This window comes from Cohnella sp. WQ 127256, assembly GCF_024519285.1.
GTDB lineage: Bacteria > Bacillota > Bacilli > Paenibacillales > Paenibacillaceae > Cohnella.
The window spans coordinates 33,986-53,222 of record NZ_JAMZCY010000014.1 but is presented as its reverse complement, the minus strand read 5'-3'; the positions used below and the strand labels follow the sequence as shown (position 1 = coordinate 53,222).

General features: G+C 47.4%; 18 protein-coding genes. 1 reads left to right on the top strand and 17 read right to left on the bottom strand.

Features of this window, described 5'->3' with window-relative positions:
• Positions 1–3: 3 nt before the first annotated feature.
• The 9 genes from M1K58_RS28380 to M1K58_RS28340 all read right to left on the bottom strand — a co-directional run bounded on the left by M1K58_RS28380 (position 4) and on the right by M1K58_RS28340 (position 10,843).
• On the bottom strand, positions 4–927 hold the full coding sequence (locus tag M1K58_RS28380; RefSeq protein ID WP_256762282.1) for a serine/threonine protein kinase: 924 nt from the start codon (positions 925–927) through the stop codon (positions 4–6).
• Positions 911–1,669 carry a vWA domain-containing protein gene (locus tag M1K58_RS28375; protein ID WP_256762307.1) on the bottom strand — a complete coding sequence of 253 codons (759 nt, stop codon included), beginning with the start codon at positions 1,667–1,669 and terminating at the stop codon, positions 911–913. The genes M1K58_RS28380 and M1K58_RS28375 overlap by 17 nt, the downstream gene beginning before the upstream one ends.
• Positions 1,670–1,964: 295 nt before the next feature.
• Entirely contained in the window at positions 1,965–4,514 is a 2,550-nt protein-coding gene (gene spoIIE / locus M1K58_RS28370; protein WP_256762281.1) for a stage II sporulation protein E, read from the bottom strand.
• A 394-nt stretch (positions 4,515–4,908) separates the two neighbouring features.
• A complete protein-coding gene (locus M1K58_RS28365; protein WP_239619002.1) occupies positions 4,909–5,355 on the bottom strand; it encodes a S1 domain-containing RNA-binding protein in 447 nt (148 codons plus the stop codon).
• Positions 5,356–5,480: 125 nt separating this feature from the next.
• The gene (locus M1K58_RS28360; protein WP_256762280.1) at positions 5,481–5,789 is read right to left on the bottom strand and encodes an FtsB family cell division protein; all 309 of its coding nucleotides are present in this window, start codon (positions 5,787–5,789) and stop codon (positions 5,481–5,483) included.
• A gap of 130 nt (positions 5,790–5,919) precedes the next feature.
• Positions 5,920–6,513 carry a spore cortex biosynthesis protein YabQ gene (yabQ, locus tag M1K58_RS28355; protein WP_256762279.1) on the bottom strand — a complete coding sequence of 198 codons (594 nt, stop codon included), beginning with the start codon at positions 6,511–6,513 and terminating at the stop codon, positions 5,920–5,922.
• On the bottom strand, positions 6,510–6,794 hold the full coding sequence (gene yabP, locus M1K58_RS28350) for a sporulation protein YabP (protein WP_256762278.1): 285 nt from the start codon (positions 6,792–6,794) through the stop codon (positions 6,510–6,512). Before yabP ends, yabQ begins: the two co-directional genes overlap by 4 nt.
• Before the next feature lie 151 nt (positions 6,795–6,945).
• Complete coding sequence (locus tag M1K58_RS28345) at positions 6,946–8,028, bottom strand: lactonase family protein (RefSeq protein WP_256762277.1); 1,083 nt, start codon at positions 8,026–8,028, stop codon at positions 6,946–6,948.
• Positions 8,029–8,104: 76 nt separating this feature from the next.
• Positions 8,105–10,843 (bottom strand): S-layer homology domain-containing protein, encoded by a 2,739-nt coding sequence (locus tag M1K58_RS28340; protein ID WP_256762276.1) that lies wholly within the window; start codon positions 10,841–10,843, stop codon positions 8,105–8,107.
• A gap of 415 nt (positions 10,844–11,258) precedes the next feature.
• On the opposite strand from M1K58_RS28340, the gene M1K58_RS28335 reads away from it, so the two are divergent.
• Positions 11,259–11,606: a hypothetical protein gene (locus M1K58_RS28335; RefSeq protein WP_256762275.1), complete on the top strand. Its 348-nt coding sequence runs from the start codon at positions 11,259–11,261 to the stop codon at positions 11,604–11,606.
• A gap of 35 nt (positions 11,607–11,641) precedes the next feature.
• Here the strand turns inward: M1K58_RS28335 and M1K58_RS28330 are convergent, their stop codons facing one another.
• The 8 genes from M1K58_RS28330 to M1K58_RS28295 all read right to left on the bottom strand — a co-directional run bounded on the left by M1K58_RS28330 (position 11,642) and on the right by M1K58_RS28295 (position 19,114).
• Complete coding sequence (locus M1K58_RS28330; RefSeq protein ID WP_256762274.1) at positions 11,642–11,923, bottom strand: RNA-binding S4 domain-containing protein; 282 nt, start codon at positions 11,921–11,923, stop codon at positions 11,642–11,644.
• Between the two features lie 3 nt (positions 11,924–11,926).
• Positions 11,927–12,199 (bottom strand): HU family DNA-binding protein, encoded by a 273-nt coding sequence (locus M1K58_RS28325; protein ID WP_256762273.1) that lies wholly within the window; start codon positions 12,197–12,199, stop codon positions 11,927–11,929.
• Positions 12,200–12,388: 189 nt separating this feature from the next.
• Entirely contained in the window at positions 12,389–13,876 is a 1,488-nt protein-coding gene (gene yabN, locus M1K58_RS28320) for a bifunctional methyltransferase/pyrophosphohydrolase YabN (RefSeq protein WP_256762272.1), read from the bottom strand.
• Between the two features lie 9 nt (positions 13,877–13,885).
• The gene (locus tag M1K58_RS28315; protein ID WP_256762271.1) at positions 13,886–15,595 is read right to left on the bottom strand and encodes a polysaccharide biosynthesis protein; all 1,710 of its coding nucleotides are present in this window, start codon (positions 15,593–15,595) and stop codon (positions 13,886–13,888) included.
• 197 nt (positions 15,596–15,792) lie between these two features.
• Complete coding sequence (spoVT, locus tag M1K58_RS28310) at positions 15,793–16,335, bottom strand: stage V sporulation protein T (RefSeq protein ID WP_256762270.1); 543 nt, start codon at positions 16,333–16,335, stop codon at positions 15,793–15,795.
• Positions 16,336–16,668: 333 nt separating this feature from the next.
• Positions 16,669–17,580 carry a MetQ/NlpA family ABC transporter substrate-binding protein gene (locus tag M1K58_RS28305; RefSeq protein WP_256762269.1) on the bottom strand — a complete coding sequence of 304 codons (912 nt, stop codon included), beginning with the start codon at positions 17,578–17,580 and terminating at the stop codon, positions 16,669–16,671.
• An 83-nt stretch (positions 17,581–17,663) separates the two neighbouring features.
• The gene (locus M1K58_RS28300; protein WP_256762268.1) at positions 17,664–18,332 is read right to left on the bottom strand and encodes a methionine ABC transporter permease; all 669 of its coding nucleotides are present in this window, start codon (positions 18,330–18,332) and stop codon (positions 17,664–17,666) included.
• Positions 18,329–19,114, bottom strand: coding sequence for a methionine ABC transporter ATP-binding protein (locus tag M1K58_RS28295; RefSeq protein ID WP_256762267.1), 786 nt, complete (start codon positions 19,112–19,114; stop codon positions 18,329–18,331). The genes M1K58_RS28300 and M1K58_RS28295 overlap by 4 nt, the downstream gene beginning before the upstream one ends.
• Positions 19,115–19,237: the final 123 nt, after the last annotated feature.

The following is a 19,237-nucleotide window of genomic DNA, read 5'->3' as shown; positions in this document are numbered from 1 at the left end:
CCTTTATTGTAACAACCAAATAATCACTGCAGAGGTGCTAAGTATAATCGCTCCACCTAATAATCCTGCCATCCATCCTTTTACACGATCATCAGGAACTTTAACCTTTTGTGACAACCGGACGGCCTCTCTCCACTGCTGGCTAGCTTCCCTTGAATGCTCAAATTGCCCTGTCAGAGCCTTCTCCATCCAATTTTCTACTGGCTGAAGTCTAGAATTGCTCCTCACGAGCTTAATTAGCTCTCGCGGGTGGCGATTCTGCGGGAGCATTGTTTTCGTTAATTGAATTAGCCGCTTGCTGTCCAAGGCGTGCAGCCATAACATAGCGACTGCAAAAAGGTCATAAGCCGGATCAGCCATGCGGCTCCCGGCAGACCAATACCCTCGATCGTATATTTCAGTAAACTGACGGACGCTGCGACCAATAGCCGATGCTCCGCCATAATCCACTAATTCCACTCTACCATATTCATTAACGAGAACATTATCACTCTTAATATCTCCGAATACCCATCCAACCTCATGCAATTGCGTCAACCGCTCCAATAAACGATACCCTACGACACCGATCCAATGCGAACCCTGTTGTTGTAGGTAATCTTTGACCGGAATGCCTGGTACAAACTTCATGACATAGAACGGAACTTTAACCCCTTGTAGAATAACGTCATCTACGTCTAACAGAAAAGGGGGACGATCCTTCTCCGAATGATCCAATGAAGCCAGAATGTTTACTTCTCCTTGCAGCTCTGTAGCCTCATGCCCAAGCTTGATGGCATAAGTTGCTCGGCTACCCGAAGTTGCTAGATACACTTGACCATTCGATCCTTTCCCTAATAACCGCTCAAGACGATAGAGCTTCCCATTCCATTTACCTCTGATTTCTGTTCCCTTAGGTAAATGTTGCATATCAGACGACGTAGTCACTCCGCACCCCGTTCGATTCAACGCGTGTAGTCTGTGTTGATGGTTCCATTGGCTCTGTTTTGCTTATTCTACCACATGTCTCTCGAATAAAATCAACGACCTGCAAAAGTGCTGGCCCCGTTGGAGTTGTCCCCCGCATGCGGATCCTACCGAATAGCGACCCAATCTTAGATGCGTTAGAGGTCCATCCAGCATCCATAACACAATAAGCATGCTGAGCATCCCCAGGGAAATGGAATACAGATACTTGGCTGCTCCCTGTCCGGGCCTGCAAGCTTAATGTGAGATCGCGTATCGCTTCCTCCACAGCTGCAAGCTTTGGTTTCATACTGGCACTAGCATCAATTAGCAGTGCTATAGACAGAGACATTGTCTCTTCCATTTCCTCCATCACTTTAACAACTTCCGCTCGTTTAGGAGGAGCTAATGCCCCAACATTGTCAACGCCAAATAATTGGCGTAGCTCCTGATTAACGGCATGCCTTATCGTGCCTGCGACAGTCTGCCTTGTCATCATCTGCACCGTTCGAGATAGCTGTCGACTGGTCACGATCTGGCTAATCCCTCCGCCAGCACGGGCAATCTCAGCAATCTCTGCAGCTCCATACTCTCCGATTGCCCCTTCATCTACAACTCCGGCAACGTTTACCGTAATTCCTTCGGCATACGCCTGCGCCGCCGCAACTATCGGACTCTCTCCTACGTTCGAGCCTCCGTCTGTAATAAGTAGTATTTGCTTCATCATTCACACTCCTCCTATTAACTAGAATCTATTAATAGTGTCGCCAAGGAGTGGGGAGTTTAACCACATGTCAGACGTGATTCTCGTAGAGCTATAAACTCTTGTTGGTATATAATTGTAAATAGGGTGTTACGAAAAACAGACTTTGGTATGAATACATTTCTATTACGGTGATAATAAAATATAGATAAGGAAAGGGAGGGAGCCTTTTTATGAGAAAAATGACCCTAAATGAAAATAACGCTTCACAGAGCCTACCCTCTGCGGAGCGTTATTTCGTTGCCATCCCCTATGATTAACTCACCGTCCTTGGTCGCTCTAGCCGATTGAGCCCAGGCCAGCGGAACGCCGCCCATTCTGGCTGATGCCGACTTAGTCGGGTAACGACTACGGTCATATCATCCTTTACCCCACCGGGATGTTGGCGCAATGCCATATCCAGCAATGCATCTGCGATTTCTTGAGGATCACCGTCATCCAGCTCCCGTAGAACTCTCTTCATCCACTGCTCCTTGTTAATCGCATGACCAGGAGAATCCAGAATCCCATCCGTCATCATAATCAGCGTATCCCCTGGCTGTAGCTGCACCCTCAGTAGATCAATCTCAATATCTTGCAAAATTCCAATAGGTAAATTATTAGCTGCTATAGGGATGATCTCGACCCCTCGCTTAATAAAGCTTGGGGTCGAGCCTATCTTAAGCATAGTGGCATGTGCCGTATATAAATCAATCAAGGCAAGATCAACGGTTGCGAACATTTCCTCTGGGGAGCGCAGCAGCAATATCGAATTTACTGATTTTACCGCCAGCTGTTCGTCTATGCCCGATTGTAATAACTGCTCTAACATCGAGAGGGCCGCACTACTCTCCATACGAGCTCGTACCCCATTGCCCATTCCATCGCTTAAAGCCACAGCGAATTTACCATTTCCTAGCTCTACCATACTAAAGCTATCTCCCGACAGCATATCCCCGTCCTTAGCGGCTCCTGCCACCCCCGTCTCCACTTCATAAATTTTGGCCGAAGCGAACGTTACTGTGCTCAGATGCGCAGTAGGAACGCCACTTCGCTCGTTACTAACCGTAACCATCTCCCCCAGAATTTCCGTTAGAATCGGTGCAATCATTTTGCGGCATTCATCGTACCCCGTGCGGAAAGCATGCACCATCTCAATATCAATATGTCCCTCCTCCAGGCTAATAATATCTATGCTCTGAATCGCTAGTCCAAGATGGTCAAGGGCATCACGGATTTGCCTCTCTTGAGCTTCCATCTGCTTGGTTTCGCGGCGAATTTCTTTTACTAGGTCATCCATGACCTGAGAAACCCCTGATAATTGATCGGCAACTAAGAAACGGCTTTCCTGCAATTGCTGCCGCCAATGCAAGTCATTGCGGTAAATTTCGTATTGACGTTTAAGTACATCCAGCACAAGAGGAGTCTTAACGCATACTCGGCTCCACGCCTTTGGGATTTGCGCAGGCATTAAGTCTGGCTCTTTCTCTACCGCTGTCATCATATCGGTCATCAGCTTGTAGGTTTGGATGAATTGCCTGTCCCAGCATAAGCCACGGCGATGACAGCTTGTACACGCTCGCTCATGTACCTCATTCACGAAGTGGTCGAAATCCTGATTCTGCCTGACTGTTTCTCCCGCTTGGGTGATCTGGCGAAAGCTTCGAGATAGCTGCCGGAACACCTCGGAAAACTTCTCCACCCTCTCCGCCGTCAAATCTCTAACCTTTTGCGCATAATCGTGTTGATTTTGTGCATAGTTTGGAGTACCTGGAACATATCTTGATATAGATTCCGTTATCGAACGTGAAGTGAACACCAGCAGCAAGGAAGCTACTACAGTCGCCCAAGTGGACGCTAACGTATCCGCGGGAGTTCCACCGTACAAAGCCAATACCGATGTGCCCAGTAACAAACCGAACACGACTGCTGCTTTACCACCCTCTCGTAGAAGCCCTGCCATCAATCCACCGAAGGCGAGCAATCCGATCTCTGATGTCGCACCGAGATTGGACAAGCTAAGAATCATGCCTGCTATAACGCCTGCGGATGTACCCATTGCCGGACCACCTACGAATGCTGCCATCACTACAAAGTAACGAGATAGCACACTGGCTACAGCAATTCCATAAATCGTCCATCCCGTCATTCCCGTAAGTAGACACGCTAGTAAAATAACGATGCCTACCCATTCCTCCTGGCGCAAATCGGTTGCTTTCCTTGTCCTCGTAAGAACGGGTAATGCGTGAACGAAGAGCAAGGTAAGCACGAAGGCCAATCCCGCTTCCACCAGCGTTAGTAGATAAGGCAACCATGCGGTGTTCTCAGAAAGAAGCGTATCGAACAATCGGACGATCAGCGTTCCTGCGAACACAACGACCGGAGCATGCGATAAATCCGCCCTCTCATAAAGCACCAATCCGCGATAGAGCAAGTAGATTACTCCGATCTCCGCAAGAATGACCACAGGCATTGGATCTATCGCCCAGAAGCTTCCGGCTACAAGCGAGAGCATTGCCCATAGAGCAAGATCCTTGCGCAAATACAGCACGACTCCAAAGAAGGCCGCGGCAAAGGGGGTTATCCCTTCCAGCATGACTGCCCTTCCTAGCAAAAACCCGACCCCAATAATGATTAGCAGCCATTGCTGCGCTCGCAAAGCTTCTCTCCATCGCAATAACAGTGACGGCGGTTGAGAGTCTCCTTGCTTTTGCACGGATGATCTCCGCTTCTGAAACCAACTCTTACCCTTGCTTCCCTTGCTAGGAGTAAGAGAGGGTCCGGTTCCTATTCGCGGAATGAAAGGAACGACGGACGGCTTGTCCATGATGCACACCCCATTTACCAGATTGAATTGTGTTCTTTATTATAGGGGGGGTATTTCATAAAGTTTGTCAGAAACAGTTGGTGGGATAAAAGTTTTTTCCGACATTATCAAGCAGTAACCAGTAGCAAGATTTGCGAACAGGGCAAACCTATGGCGCCCATAGGTTAAACCCTTATTTATTTCATAAGCACGAATCAAATCCACCATTTACGACAACAAAAAAACGCGCTCATCCGACGGGGAATGGCGCTCCTTGCCGCTCTTATGCAGACGCAAACCGCGCTGGAATGCCAGATAGGCGCGAATGACTGCTGAGGGTTAAATTATTTTCATAAAAAAAACAATAGAGCCGGACCCTAAGGTCCGGCTCTGAATACATTGATCAACTTATATCTTACGAACGACGTCCGCCGCGTCCGCCTCTTTTGGATTCGGTACTTTTCTTAAGATTAGAAATGCGTTCTTCGCTATCCTTGAGGAAGCGAGACAATTTGTCATCAAAAGAGGGCGATCTTCCGAAACCACCTGGTTTGGATGGGCGACCACCGCGATCGCGAGGTCCACGTTGTTGCGGTTGTTGCTGCTGTTGTTGTTGCTCCGGCGGTTTGTCCACAGCTTGGCGAATGGACAGACCAATCTTGCCGTCCTTGTCCACATTAATGACCTTAACGGTAACCATGTCATTAATCTTCAAATGCTCATGAACGTCTTTCACATAGCTGTCGGCAATCTCGGAAATATGAACGAGTCCTGTAACTCCACCCGTTAAATCCACAAATGCTCCGAAATGCGTGATGCCGGTAACTTTGCCCTCCAACTTGGTACCCACTTCGATGGCCATAAAAACCGATGTTCCTCCCTGAACCTAAATGTACCCAGACTACATAAGTCCGGCTATGCCAATTATAACCGATAATTCAAACTACGGTCAACAGATGTTAGACTACTCATTCACTTATGTACGCCCTATTCCGTGTTGATATTAAATTCTCCCGGAAATCCAAGTCCATACTCCTTGCGGGCAATTTGACCTATGTACTCGTCATCCTTTAAGCGTGCAATCTGCAGTTGAAGCTCTTCGTTCTTCGCTTGGGCATCGGTAAGCTTCTGTTCAGCTTCCTGCATTTGACTCTTACGATCACTGATATGCCCGTATTGCACAACAAGAACGTATAATGCCCAACCCATAAAGAGTACGAGTACAAATAACAATATTTTCAATCTTCTACGTGCGCCAGCCATAACAGGTGTCTTAGTCAAAGTGCGTGAAGACAACTCGATGCCTCCTTCCCCAGCGATAGGATCATCCAAAAAAAAGTTGGGACTCGATCATTATAACATAATCAGTTTACTAGAAATATCCTTCTTCCGATGCAATTCCGGCACAAAGGTTGTCGAAACTCTGCTAAGGCTTTTTTCTAAACAAAGCTCGAATTTGCCTCGCACGTTCATGAACCCGACGATATATGCCTACCAGCGGCTCGAACTTTCGCCTTACAGGGAGAAGCTTAGGCCATAGTAGTCTAGCTAAAGCAAACACCGGCATCAGAACTAGCTTGCCAACCCAGAGGAGTAAAGCTGCTGTCACAATGAATGCAATATCCAAGAGCTTGGCCAACAATCGAATCATCCACAGAAGTGGAGTCAGCAATAATGTATTAAACAGCTTCCACACGAAATGAAACAACGATTTGAGACCATCTATCACCTTGGCAGATAGCTTGACCACCCAACTGCTGAACAGTCCGAAATACCCTGTTACCCCGATCCCTAACCCTAGAAAAACATACATCCTCACTTCGCCCTCATTGTTCATGAGCAATATGCTGAATACTCCAAGGGTTGCTGCCGCCCAATAGATCATATCGAGCGCGGGAAGCAGCCAACGGGCAACGTTAAAGCGATGTGATGCGACACGATAGACGTCAAAGACGAGCCCCATGGCCAATCCGCACATCATCATGGATGCGATCGTCATTCCTTGTGCCGCAGCGCTCACTTGAATAACTTCCCGAACAAGCCCTTCGACTTATTCCCAGTACTGCTGCCGTCCAAATAAGCAAGGGAATGTATCGTCCCTTCGATGGAGACAAGCCCTTGATCAAGGTTCAAGTTTTTCATGTGCAGGTTTTGCCCTCGAACGGTCAAAAATCCGCATTCGGTTTCCAGCAGAAATTCCTCGTTATCGAAGCTCTCCACATTGCTAACGCCGGAAATATCGAGCGATTTCCGATTAAGCATACGGACTTCCTGATGCTTGGCTCCCTTAACGTTTTCCATAGCACGTCCCTCCTTGCCTTTAAGACTAGCCTATGGACGAAGGAGGGGAATTAGAACTGTACGACATATGCGCAAAGAACAATTGTGATGAAAAGGGCTTGGCAAAGCGCTCGAAGCTAGTTTAGAAAAAGATTAGCAACCTCTTCCGAAGCTAGCACTTACGTATGAGAACACAAACGGGTTTGCTAATGGCTAACTCTACTCCGGCATACACTGGCAAGCCAGATTGAGGTTCAATACGGAACAGAACAACAGAGTCTGAGTTCTGGTTCGCCGCTACCAACCATTCTCCATCCGGAGTTAGAGCGAAATTCCGAGGATACTTACCTCTTGTGGAAACGTAGCCCGAAGCTTGGAGCTCTCCCGTTTGTTCGTTCACTTGAAAAATAGCAATGCTATCATGTCCGCGATTGGAAGCATAGACGAACCGCCCATCCGGCGAAACCAGAATTTCTGCACACCAGCTCTCCTCCCCATAGGACGAAGGAAGCGTTGAAAGGGATTCTTGACGCACCAGCTTGCCAGGCTCTTCGATGGAAAGTCTCGTAACGGTGCTATTGAGTTCGTTTACTACGTATGCGTTTTTTCCAGACGGATGAATGGCAAGATGGCGCGGTCCTGCTCCTGGTTCGAGTGAAACAGCATCATGAGCTGACCATTCATACGATTCAGGTCCCCGACCATAAACCATAACCTTGTCCATCCCAAGATCAACGACGTACAAAAATTGACCATCTGGGCTGAAAAAGACGGAATGTGGATGAGGTGCCTCTTGACGATCAGCATTTGGTCCTGTTCCGGTATGGCGGAACCGAATGGCTGGAGCTAACGGTCGTGAATCCGGTCCGATTGGATACATCATGACGGATGCCCCGCTGTAGTTCGAGACAGCTAGCCAGTCTTCCATCGGGGTAAACGACAAATGACAAGGATGATTGCCATGAGTCGGATGATATTGACCGGGTCCCAGCTTGCGTGATTCCTCGTCGATTGGGAAGGAAGCAAGCTGTCCACCTTCTTCTTGGCCATCCTCAGTTGAATAAGAATCCGTCTCGCTTACCGCATACAGACGGTTTCCCGCTTTGTTCATGCGTAGGAAGGATGGACTTTCAATCCCGCCATATTCGGCAGTTTTGATGAGTTCTCCAGTGTCTGGTAGTAGCTCCAACCGAGTAATTCCGATTTCATTTTTGGCACCGTATGCACCGATCCATATTTCGTGAGCTTTGGTCATGATTATGCTCCTCTTATGTATAATAGAGCCCCCCGCGATTAAGCTGGGGACTCTATTATCATACAACATTTAGGAATTATTCCGAAGGGGTTGTGATCGAAAAGCTGTTTGAAAATGATACAAAATGATCTTTCGTCCTAACCCACATCTTGTAGTAGTAAGTTGTTCCTGGTTTGAGATCTACATCATTATCGATATACTGACCTTTTCCTTCTGGGATATAAATCTCAATTAGTGTATCTACATACTCAAAGTCAGGAGTTGTATTTCGAAAAATGGAATACGATACGTCTTTTGAGATGCTATCTGTCCAAGTTATCGTGTTGATAATCTTTCCTTCTGGGTTTCGACTAGTTTGAACGTTTACATGAGTTGGATTTTTAGGGTATATGCTATAGTTTACATCATAATATTTTATGAATGGCTTAGACAACTTACCACTATCGTCTACATGATAAAGTTTAAACTGTCCTTCTTTAAGGCCAGACAAATCAAGCACCATCGAATTTCCAGTTACTTTTGCCCATATCGCTTTATTATCGTTCGCTAACAATTGTAAATCATTAATTGAGCTAGGGAATTCATTAGATGGCAAGGCGTATACCGTTCCAGAAACACTATTGAGGGTGATACCAAAAGAATCATCGATATAATATCTACTTACATTTGTTATTTCCGTTTTGTTTTCAGGGTTTTTCTTCTCCTCGAATATATTTAAACCATATATTAAATTTTGTGACTTGCTATTGTATTCATCCATTGATAGTTTAGGCTTTTCTTTGAGAATCCTTTCAACGTGATCTAAACTAAGACGCAAAAATTCTTTAGCTCCGACCTGATATTGGCCAGTTCCAACGCCCTCTTCTGCCACGATATATCTTTGAAGAACACTATCGTAGAGGATTTGAAGTTGTCCATACTCTATTGGCACGAGGCTAGCTTGAAAAGTTTGAGCTGTTGACTGTAGGTTATATAGCGCAATCTCAACTTGCTGTGGTGTTGCGGAAGTATTTAATCGAACGGATTTTGCCGTACTAATGGCTTCCTTGAATATCAATTTCGATCCAACTACTGCCATTCCTCCGTCAGTGCCTTCTGGTGTTTCTGCTAACATAAACTTATACTGTTCAATCGTTCGATCAAACATTTCAGTAAATGAATATCGCAGAGCAGCGAATCCAAACCATTCGAATAATTCATTTAATACAGGGATTGCCTCATTCGCCTGTTGCTGAGTCGTTTGCACGTTGCTATATATGGATATGGCTTTTTTAAGCTCGACAAGAAAATCAGCCTTTGTTGACGGGAGGTACTGCCCGATTTCTAATCCCTCAACCGCTTCGTTATACTTCACTTGTGCGGTATCGATTGCTGACTTCAGCTTTGATTTATCTACGTTTGTCGGTACGATGGGGCCAGGGCCAACAGGACCGCCACCGCCGCCTCCTCCACCACCTCCACCAAAACCACCGAATGAGCCGTTAACCGCCGGTTTGCCACCAACTTCCGCTTTTACGTCTTTGCCTACTTCCACTGTTTGTGGCATCTGCTCGATCGAGGCTCCACTTGCTTGAATATTTGCTTTCTCGATTGTGCCTACACCGATGACTTTTACTGCCGCCGCAAGAATGAGCTCCAGGATTTTAGATTCTTTGCTCACGCTAATAGATGACGCTGTTGCTTGTTTGTCTACACTCAATTTGTCGACTTGCCCTTGCAGAATTTCTAAGCTGATCTTTGTAGCTATAACATCTACGTTCTCAAACTTACCGATTAACGTTATTAGAGAACCTGCTGGTAGAGACTCAGCTAATGCTATACTCCTAAAGCCCGCTCCCAGTAGCTTGGATTCTTCAAGCCTTGTACTTGAATACAGGATGACTTCTCTTACCTCTGTAGAGCCCTCTACAACGATACGCACACTGCCGTCTTTTTTGTTTACGATTAGCTTGATAATGACAGAATCCACGAGGTGAACACTTTTCGCGCCGCCTCCATTTACCTCTGTCGTTCCCTTAACTGAAACATGCTTCAAGAATACATCTCCGTCCCCGACGGATTTCTCTATGGTCATATTACCCTCTAAGACCATATTCTGCAGTGTGACACCTGGTGAAGTAATGCGTACGTTCTTGCTTACCGTTTCCGATCCTGTAGTCGGTCCATATACGCCCGGCTCGGCATATACGATTTCATTTTTCGCCTTCTTATACTGAAGTGCCCGAGTCAGAACGACAACCGCCTCTGCACGAGTTATTTTATCGTTCGGACGGAATTGACCTTTTGTGTTCTGCCCCATCAATTTAACGTCCACGACAGCACCGATAGCACCTCTAGCTGACTCTGATAAATCTTTAACATCTACCACTCCATCTGCGGATTGGGACGGTGTAAGCGCAAGAAGTTTAGTGAGAATGGACGCTGCCTCTTGCCTTGTCACCGCCTGAACCGGTCGGAATGTGCCGTCTGCTACGTCTGTTAAATACTCTGCAGCCACAGCCTTGGATAAGTCGGTGTAAAACCAATTTGATGGCTTTACGTCGGTGAAGAGAACCTGATCTTCTTCCTTAAACCCGAAGGATTTATTTATGAGGACAATAAGTTCTGATCGAGTAATATTGCCATTGGGCTTGAATGTTCCGTCTTTGTAACCGGAAATTAAGCCTTGATCAACCCATGATTGTATCGAGCTTTCTGCCCAGTGGCCTTGAGTGTCTTTCAACGATCCCGCAAACACACTAACACATCCAGTGAAAATCATTGAAATCATAATTGCGATTGAAACAAACCGTTTCGTCAACTTCTTCTGCCACATTCACTAGTGCCCTCCAGTATGATAGTGCTTATTTAAGATCATGAGCCATCGTTTGATAGAACACGACACGACTAGGTAAAATATAACATATTAGTAATACTAGGGAATCTATTATTTTTAGATTTTTTTCAGTGAGACGGGAATGAGACTAGAACAGAGGAGTGACTGCATAGCTGAGTGGTTGCTGGAGTTAGATGCCATCAAACTGTAGTGGTGAATATGTGTGTACGTGCCTCTGGAGTTAGGTGCTATCGAACTGTAGCGATGAATATGTGACTCGGTGCTTCTGGAGTTAGGTGCTACCGAACTGTAGCGTGAAAACGTGCGTACGTACCGCTGGAGTTAGGTGCTATCGAACTGTAGCGATGAAAACGTGCGTACGTGCCTCTGGAGTTAGGTGCTATCGAACTGTAGCGTGAAAACGTGCGTACGTGCCTCTGGAGTTAGGTACCATCGAACTGTAGCGGTGAATATGGGACTCGGTGCCTCTGCAGTTAGGTGCCATCGAACTGTAGCGATGATTATGGGCGTCGGTGCCTCTGGAGTTAGATACCATCGAACTGTAGCGATGATTATGGGCGTCGGTGCCTCTGGAGTTAGATACCATCGAACTGTAGCGATGATTATGGGCGTCGGTGCCTCTGGAGTTAGATACCATCGAACTGTAGCGATGAATATGTGGCTCAGTGCCTCTGCAGTTAGGTGCCACCAGGTGCAATCTTACTACATGAGTGCAAACAAAAAAAGCCAGCCCAATGGCTGACTTGTTTGTTTTCCTATAAAGCTGAGTCGCAGCGGCTAAAGACCGAAAGGGTCTTCCTCCCGTTTGCGAGCTTCTTCCTTAAGCACGGTGTAGAGCCCCAAGGTGTCCTCTTTGCGGGTAGATTCAGTCAGCCGTTCAATCCGCACGGTTAACGTACGCTGACCGAATTGGATGTCCAGCACATCCCCGATTTTGACAACAGTGCTTGGTTTAGCCTCTTTATCGTTGAGAAGGACGCGCCCTTGATCGGACACGTCCTTCGCAACGGTGCGGCGCTTAATGAGCCGCGACACCTTCAGAAACTTATCAAGACGCATTAATTACTTAACAGCGTCTTTCAATTTGTTACCTGCTTTGAAAGCAGGTACTTTGGAAGCTGGAATCGTGATCGCATTACCTGTTTGTGGGTTGCGTCCTACGCGGCCAGAACGGCTACGAGTTTCGAACGTGCCAAAGCCAATAAGTTGAACTTTGTCGCCGCTAGCAAGAGCGTCAGTTACTTCGCCCAGAAAACCATTTAATACGGATTCTACGTCTTTCTTAGTTAAGCCGCTTTTGTCTGCGATGTTGTTGATAAGATCTGTTTTGTTCATGTTAGAGAATTCCTCCTATGGTCAATACCTTATTTCGTTCCTGCTAGCCCGTAAGCCGCTTGAAACGTTTGATTGTTTACTGCTCGAAGGATACTATTCTGTCCCTTCTTAAAAAAATCCTGCCAAACCTGAAAAATAATTCTCGAAATAGGTAGAAAGTACGGGAAAATACGCGAATTTTAGGTTTTTTTAAGGTTGCAGACGTATTTTAGCTTCCTGCCACCAAGCTTCCATCTCTGACAAATCAGTCTGCTCAAAAGTTCTCCCACTTATACGTAGCTGCTCTTCGATGTACTTAAACCGAGCTGCAAACTTACGATTAGTGCCTGCAAGTGCTTCCTCTGGATCAGCCTTGAGGAACCTCGACGCATTCACAACCGCGAACAACAAATCCCCTAATTCGTCTTGCTGACGCTCGGGAGATTCCTGTTTTACAGCTTCACGAAGCTCCTGAAGCTCTTCCTCCATTTTATCGAAAACACCATTCAAATCCGGCCAATCGAAGCCAACTTTTGCTGCCTGCTTCTGTTGCTTATGGGCACGGGGAAGAGCGGGTAAATCTTTAGGTATACCGTCGAGAATCGAGGTCCGCTCCGGTATGCCCTTACGCTTCTTCTCTTCAGCCTTCATCTGCTCCCAATTTTGCAGCGCGGCTTCAGCATCTGGAGCGTTCGCTCCGCCGAAAACATGGGGATGCCTAAAGATCAGCTTGTCGTTCAACTCGGCCAAAACGTCATATACGTCGAATGCACCGGTTTCTTCCTCCATCTGACTATGCAGCAGCACTTGTAGGATCACATCACCGAATTCTTCTTTCATGCCATCCGGGTCATCTAAGTCTATGGCCTCGATCGCTTCGAATGTTTCCTCGATAAAATTACGGCGGATGGACAGATGCGTCTGCTCGCGATCCCACGGGCAGCCTTCCGGACTTCGGAGAATAGAGACGATCTCATGTAAGCGCTCGAAGGAGCCCCGACGCAGACGTTCATCCGTACTGGCTGCAACGTATACAAGCATCAGGTTTCCGTAGGATTCTAGACGATCAAGCTCATGAAGAGGGATTTGCTGAATAACTTCGTGTCCCGATACACCAAGCGCTTTGCCGACAATAACAGGATGATCATCCGGATAAACGCTCATCAATGTTAATTTGACATCGGAAGCCGTGTACACGTCGTATACTTGTCCGATGACGGTATGAAGATGTGGTCTCAGATGCTCACGCCTTAATTCAGAAGCGTCAAGGAGCTGGAAGCCCTCAATGGGGTCGAAGCCTAAGCGAGTGAATGCTTGGTCTAGAAAGCTTTCACCGCCAAGAAGCTGTAATTGAACACCTTCCTCCGTCGCACGCTGTCTCAGCAACTGAACGGTCCGTTCCGCAACCATCGGGTGGCCAGGTACGGCATAGAGGATCGTTTCGTTCGGATGCCGTTTTGCTGTATTGATTAATTCTAATGTGATGGCTTCGTATACGCCCTCGAAGGATTCCAGTTGCTCATAAAGCGAATCGAAGGATTGAAAAGAAATATTACGTAACTGTAGATCAGCGACCGCAGGATGGTCCAGTGTACGTACATAGCGGTGCGTAGTTTGCTCCAGTGCCTTAAGTATGCCTAATGTGAGTTGGTCTTCTCCGCCGGAACCGAGTCCGACAATGGTTATCGAAGGTGCCATGATATATGTTCATCCTTTCTTGGGTTCACGATGACAAAGGGAATGAATGCGCAGCAACCAGGTATCGATGCGGCTGCCGGATATCCCCGGCAGCTCGCGCCATTGCTGTGGAGCGACGGCGCCTAGGGCGACTAGCGCCGCGGCGAACACTGCGGCACCGATCACGACGCCCAGCAGGGCGACGAGGAGGGCCGCAAAGCGCGTAGGCAAGGCCGTGGTTAACGCGCCTAGCCCTAGCGTGAGCAACGCGACCGCAGCCGCCATAGCGGCTAGCGCAGCGGTGGAGCGCCACGCGAGGCTTACGCGCGGGGCTGGCAGTTGGGCGCGCTGACGCAAGGACAGCGCGTTAAGCACTGCAGCGGCGGCGAAAGCCAGCGCCATGGCGGCGGCAGCGCCGTTGATGCCGTACGCGGGCACAAGCACCGCGTTGAGCGTTAGCTTGAGCAGGGCCGCGGCGGCCAAGTTAACGGCAGGTGACCGCAGGTCACCCATGCCTTGTAGCAGCGCCGCACTTACCGCCTGCAGCGTGCCACCCACCGCGGCAAAAGCAATAATCGCCATCGCGGCAGTTCCGCTGCCGTCGGCGAACAAAGCCTTATTGATTGGCAACGCAAGCAGCGCCAATCCAATCGCTGATGCGCAGCCGATCCACCAGGCTAGGCGCAAAGCAAACAACGCACGTGAGGCGAATGCCTCCTCGTCTCCACGAGCCCTAGCTGCCGTCAGAGCCGGAACTAGCGCTGACGCTGCTCCAGCGGCAGCCATTATGACAAGCTGCAGCAAAGCTACACCACGATTGTAAACGCCGTATTGCGCAAGTGACCACGAGGCTTCTACGTCCTCTTGCTGCAATAGCCGAGGTATGGAGAACGCATCAATTAACCCGAACAAAGGTGCGACAATGGAAGCGATGGCGATCGGAATGGCGACAGTGAGAATGCGTTTAAACAAAGCTCTCCTTGTTTCAGTTATTCTCACGATTCGTATAGATTTGCCCGAAGCCTCATGTTTAACAAAGGTCTTCCTTGCACCTGTCGAACGAATAATTAATGGTTTATTCCGACGACTACCCGTATACCATAACATAGCCACGAGGCCGGCAATAGCGCCAGATGCAAGACCTCCATGTACGGCAGCAGCTGTTGCAGAAGGCGACCACATTGAATCTAGCGCCCACACGAGAGCAATCAGCATGAAGGAAACTCGTGCAACCTGCTCTGTGAGCTGCGATATCGCAGGTCGAAGCATTTGCATTTTCCCTTGATGATAGCCCCTCAGGACCGCTGTCAAAGGCGCAAATAACAGAGCGAGAGATGACATTCGGATGGCAGAAGATGCCGACTCAAGCCCCATCCAATGCGCAAATGTGTCCGCCCCGAGCCACAAAATTCCAAACATAAGAAGTCCACTTATTCCTAGCAGCACTGTAGCCCATTTAAGCACTCTCTGCGCACCTTGTTCGTCACCATTTGCTGATCTTTCCGCTACGAGGACGCTTACAGCAACGGGTATTCCCGCCGAAGCGAGAGTCATCCACATGACGGCTAAGGCATAGACCGCGCTATATAAGCCGAACACTTCATCACCGGCCATATTTTGCAGCGGAATTTTTTGTAACGTGCCGATCAGCTTGGATAGTAGGGCTGCACCACCAAGCAATGCCGCACCTTGCCAAACGGCCTTCTCCCCCATTTTCTGAGATTCCAACTGTATTCGCATTCCCGTTCGATTCCCCATTTCCTAAATCAACAACTAGCTCTACCGTCCTAATGAGGTCGGTATTCATTCCAGCTTCCACAATCTCCGATGCAGGGCCTGTTTTTTAATTATAATCTAAAGCAGCAATGCAAAAAAGCTTCCAGCGAACAGATAATATCTGTTCGGGAAACTTTCATGCTTGTTTAACCGATATTCACTTATTGCTCCATTTGTTTAGCTAGGAATCCCGCTGCGGTCTCCACCATCTTACTCTCCATGTTGCCCATGTTTACCTGCTCATCCTTACTTACCAGGACAACAGTTCCGATGGGATCACCACTAGAGATAATCGGAGCTACGACAAATGAACTGATCGGCTCATTTGCGTCGCGTAATAATTCATAACTACCTGGGGTAGTTTCCAAAACGATTTTCCGATTTTCCATGCAGCTTTCCAATAAGTTTCCTACTGCTTTGTCAAGGTACTCTTTCTTAGCGGCACCCGCTACTGCAATAAAGGTATCGCGGTCAGAAATCATGGCGATATGCCCCGTGCTCTCCGACAATGATTCAGCGTATTCCTTAGCAAAATCGCCCAGTTCACCGATTGGAGAATATTTTTTGAGAATAACTTCACCATCGCGATCCACGAATATTTCTAATGGATCTCCTTCGCGAATACGAAGGGTGCGACGAATTTCTTTCGGAATAACGACCCGTCCGAGGTCATCAATACGGCGTACAATCCCGGTTGCTTTCATAGCTCATGTTGCCCCACTTTCATTGGTGTGTGACATTGGTGACATTGAATCGTAATTGTAGTATTCAACCTCTCCCATTTTCTTATGCGTTCACCCTCGTCTGGAGGAAACATCCAAGAAGAAAAAAAGTCTACATGCTACGTTAACACAGTACTCATGCGGGTTGAATGGCAGTTAAAGATTTTCCGTGACCAACTTTTGAATATTTAAGCTTTAATAAACGTAAATTTTCCACTATTGGAGGATGGCGGGAACAGTCAGCCGTCTTCTCCTATTCTGAATAAAAAAAACCCTCGATTGAGGGTTTCTTCATCTTCGCGAAATTAAAGCCGATTAGAACGCTGGAACTACCGCGACTCCATACGTATCTTGGATAAATTTCTTCACTTCAGGTGAGGTAAGTACCGCGTCAAGCTTCTTGATTGCTTCTTGATTTTCATCGCCCTTACGAACGACGATAATGTTCGCATAAGGGGAATTGGCATCCTCACGGAATAAAGCAGAATTCGGGTCAATCTTTGCTTCTAGGACAAGATTTGTGTTAATAATTGCCCCATCTAGATCCGGCAGCGCGCGAGGTAATGTCGCAGAATCAGCTTCGACAAATTTTAGTTTTTTCGGATTATCCACGATATCCTTGGGCGTCGCTTCGTAGGTCGTAATGCCTTCTTTTAATGTAATTAGACCTTGCTGCTGCAATAAGACAAGCGCTCTATACTCATTGGATGGATTATTCGGAATCCCGATCGTAGCTCCCTCTTTAATATCATCTTTAGATTTGAGTTTATCCGAATAGAACCCGATCGGCTCTACGTGAACCTTCGTTGTTACAACAAAATCATACCCCTTCTCACCCTTAACGGAATCCAAATACGGCACGTGTTGGAAGTAGTTCGCATCGATCTGCCCTTCCTTCAGCGATGGATTTAACTGCCCCTCGTCGTCGAATACGACAACATCTAGATTGACCCCTTGCTCCTTCAATATCGGTTTGACGAATTTCAGAATAACAGCGTGTGGAACCGCGGCTGCACCCACCTTAAGCGTTACCTCCGGTGCTGCTGATGCAGATGGGGTACTGGATTCCGAAGGAGCTGCTGAGGCTTCGGATGAGCTTGGTGCAGATGTGGATGGAGAGGCTGACGGGGATGATGCGTTGTTATTGCTCTTAGAGCCGCATCCGGTGACCACCGCGCTAAGGATAACGAATAATGAAATCAGGACGAACAAGCTTTTTCTGGACATTCTCTCTCACTCCCATTTTATAATTTATCTATTTGTTAAACCTGTGAAACCTTAAATACACCCTCATAAAAAATGAATATCTCTTACTCCAGCTTGTAGCGTTTTCTACTGATGGATCTGGAGATGTAATCGCCCGTCCATTGAATGAACTGAACAAGAAGAATGATGGTGATGACTGTGGCGAACATGATATCCTCTCGGAACCTCTGATAACCGAAACGAATAGCAAGACTTCCAAGTCCGCCTGCTCCGATTGCTCCTGCAACCGCAGTCAGTTCAGTAATGGCTATGACTGCAATCGTTAGGCTTCTGACTAGAGCAGGGAGCGCTTCAGGAATTAACACTCGAAAAATAATTTGCAAAGGAGAAGCCCCGAACGACTTGGCTGCTTCGATCTTACCCAGAGCCACCTCTTTCAAGGCACTCTCTACGATTCGCCCTAAGAAGGGGGCTGCTCCAATCGAAAGCGACACAATTGCTGCCGTTGGCCCTAACGTGGTGCCAATCACCCATCTTGCAACCGGTAAGAGGAGGACGATGAGGATGATAAAAGGGATCGAACGGATGCCATTAATCATCAAACTGACAACCTTATGGATCAGCCTTGCCTCCAAAATGTTCCCCTTCTCCGTAACGACCAGTGCGATTCCAAGAATCAAACCTATAATAATAGCGAATAAGGATGACCAAACGAGCATGTAAAGCGTTTGGCGCAAGCCTTCCCATAGCAACTCGAGTACATCATCTCTCATATGCCTGCTCCCGCCCCTTCCAACACATTGCGTTTCTGCCGATAACGTTCAACGATATGAACAAATCTCCTTGCCGTATCGCTTTCCGGGGCTAGAAAAAATTGATCGACCGTACCGTTTTCTACGATTTTCCCTTGCTCAATAACGGCTACATTTTTGCAAATATGCTGTAGCACGTCTAGCTCATGGGTTATTAATACGATCGTCAGATTGAGTTTTCTATTGATTTCCTGAAGAAGCTCCAGAATAGAGTAAGTTGTCTGCGGGTCAAGAGAGGACGTAGCTTCATCGCATAATAAGACATCTGGTTCATTTACAAGTGCTCTCGCGATACCCACCCGTTGCTTCTGACCACCGCTTAACTGCGATGGATAAGCATTTTCCTTATCGCTAAGCTGGACCATCTCCAGCACTTCCTTGACACGCCTTCTGATGGTCGCTTTGTCGTAACCCGAAACCCTCAAGGGAAAGGCCACATTGTGAAATACCGTTTTACCGTCAAATAAATTAAAGGACTGAAAAATCATTCCAATTTTCTGCCGCGCTTTTCTCAGCTGCCTTTCGTTCAAATCGGTAATCACAGTGTTTCCGATCCTAACGCTTCCCTTATCCGGTTCCTCGAGCCTATTCATACAGCGCACCAAGGTCGATTTCCCTGCTCCGCTAAAGCCGATGATACCGAAGATATCCCCACGTTCAATTGTTAAGCTGAGCCCATTGAGCGCCTTGAAGGTATCATTCGCGGTTTTGTATGTCTTACTTAGATCATGTATAACGATCATGACCTGACCCCACCCCCTATTCCAACAAAAAAAACTAAGCCTCCTCGCGCTGTTACCACATGCGTCGCGAGGGCTTAGTTTCCAGTGAACTGGTCAACCGCTTTTAATACCAAGTAAATCTAT

Bases quoted from the DNA above. Each gene is read 5' to 3' on its own strand.
- M1K58_RS28375 (WP_256762307.1), bottom strand. From the start codon at position 1,669: ATGAAGCAAATACTACTTATTACAGACGGAGGCTCGAACGTAGGAGAG.
- spoIIE (WP_256762281.1), bottom strand. From the start codon at position 4,514: ATGGACAAGCCGTCCGTCGTTCCTTTCATTCCGCGAATAGGAACCGGA.
- M1K58_RS28365 (WP_239619002.1), bottom strand. From the start codon at position 5,355: ATGGCCATCGAAGTGGGTACCAAGTTGGAGGGCAAAGTTACCGGCATC.
- yabP (WP_256762278.1), bottom strand. From the start codon at position 6,794: ATGGAAAACGTTAAGGGAGCCAAGCATCAGGAAGTCCGTATGCTTAAT.
- M1K58_RS28345 (WP_256762277.1), bottom strand. From the start codon at position 8,028: ATGACCAAAGCTCACGAAATATGGATCGGTGCATACGGTGCCAAAAAT.
- M1K58_RS28340 (WP_256762276.1), bottom strand. From the start codon at position 10,843: ATGTGGCAGAAGAAGTTGACGAAACGGTTTGTTTCAATCGCAATTATG.
- M1K58_RS28330 (WP_256762274.1), bottom strand. From the start codon at position 11,923: ATGCGTCTTGATAAGTTTCTGAAGGTGTCGCGGCTCATTAAGCGCCGC.
- M1K58_RS28325 (WP_256762273.1), bottom strand. From the start codon at position 12,199: ATGAACAAAACAGATCTTATCAACAACATCGCAGACAAAAGCGGCTTA.
- yabN (WP_256762272.1), bottom strand. From the start codon at position 13,876: ATGGCACCTTCGATAACCATTGTCGGACTCGGTTCCGGCGGAGAAGAC.
- M1K58_RS28315 (WP_256762271.1), bottom strand. From the start codon at position 15,595: ATGCGAATACAGTTGGAATCTCAGAAAATGGGGGAGAAGGCCGTTTGG.
- spoVT (WP_256762270.1), bottom strand. From the start codon at position 16,335: ATGAAAGCAACCGGGATTGTACGCCGTATTGATGACCTCGGACGGGTC.
- M1K58_RS28305 (WP_256762269.1), bottom strand. From the start codon at position 17,580: ATGTCCAGAAAAAGCTTGTTCGTCCTGATTTCATTATTCGTTATCCTT.
- M1K58_RS28300 (WP_256762268.1), bottom strand. From the start codon at position 18,332: ATGAGAGATGATGTACTCGAGTTGCTATGGGAAGGCTTGCGCCAAACG.
- M1K58_RS28295 (WP_256762267.1), bottom strand. From the start codon at position 19,114: ATGATCGTTATACATGATCTAAGTAAGACATACAAAACCGCGAATGAT.